The organism is Natronolimnobius sp. AArcel1, from assembly GCF_011043775.1.
In the GTDB taxonomy this organism is placed as follows: domain Archaea; phylum Halobacteriota; class Halobacteria; order Halobacteriales; family Natrialbaceae; genus Natronolimnobius.
In genome coordinates this window covers 1-1060 of record NZ_JAAKXY010000018.1, presented here as the reverse complement: position 1 = coordinate 1060, position 1060 = coordinate 1, and the positions used below count along the sequence as shown (strand labels likewise).

The 1060-nt window shown below is 52.1% G+C and carries 1 protein-coding gene; it reads left to right on the top strand.

From position 1 onward, the window contains the following. Positions 1-48 precede the first annotated feature (48 nt). Positions 49-1049 (top strand): IS630 family transposase gene (locus G6M89_RS22055; RefSeq protein WP_165164048.1). Its coding sequence is split into 2 segments (ribosomal slippage): positions 49-541 and positions 541-1049, totalling 1002 coding nucleotides; the frame shifts between segments, so codons are not numbered across the junction. The last annotated feature ends 11 nt before the right edge of the window (positions 1050-1060 follow it).

Here is a 1060-nt window from a genome sequence, read left to right as displayed (position 1 = left end):
CTATAGTAACCGTTAGAACTATTTGCTCATAACGTGTCGCAACAAATAGTGGATCACCTCGACGAAATCTCTGTCGAAGAGTTGCAAGATGCTCTCGACAATGTGGATAAGAAGAAGCCGACACAACGCCTTTTAGCCGCAATAGCGTACAAAAACGGCGTTGATCAGACTGAACTAGCCGAGTGGTACGACGTGGAGCGACGGACAATCTATAGCTGGCTCAAGCGACTCGATACTGATGAGTCGCTTGAGCAGGCCGTGTCTGATGCTCACCGATCTGGGAGAAATCGGAAGCTATCGGAAAAAGAGCAAGAGCAGTTTGAAGCAACTGTCCACGAATCTCCCGAGGAAGTTGGGCTCGACGCGCCGGCGTGGACGCCGGCGCTCGTCCAACAGTATCTTGAGGAAACCTACGATGTCGAGTACTCAATCCCGAGTTGCCGGCGGTTGCTCAAAGAAGCGGGATTGAGTTATCAAAAACCACGCCGTACAGCCGCCGAATCTGATGCTGACGAGCAAGAAACTTTCCGCGAAGAGTTCAAAAAAAGCGGCGGCAGATGGACGCCACAGTAGTCTGTATCGATCAAACCAAGAAATCCGTCCAAGTCGAGCCGCGTGCCGCGTGGTTTCCCCGCGGCACGCGGCCATCTGTGGAATTATCCGGTCAACGCGACTGGACATGTCTCTTGGGCGCGATCACCGAAGACGGTGATCGCTTTTTCTCTCGATTCGAAGAGTACGTAACTGCTGAACACGCCAAACATTTCATTCTCGCGTTATGCAATGAGTTCGAAGATGATTTGCTCATTGTGCTGGATGGAGCGCCATATTTTCAGGCGTCGGCCGTCACGGACCTGGCGGCCCGTGACGACCTCGACTTCGTCACGTTACCGGCGTACTCGCCAGAGCTAAATCCTGTTGAGGAGTGCTGGAGACAACTCCAAGCCGCTCTCAGCAACCGCTTCTTTGAGTCACTCGACGATCTTACAACGGCGATTGATACAGCTCTTGACCAGCTCTCTGTACCAGAAGTGAGTAATTATTTCTAACTCCTACTATA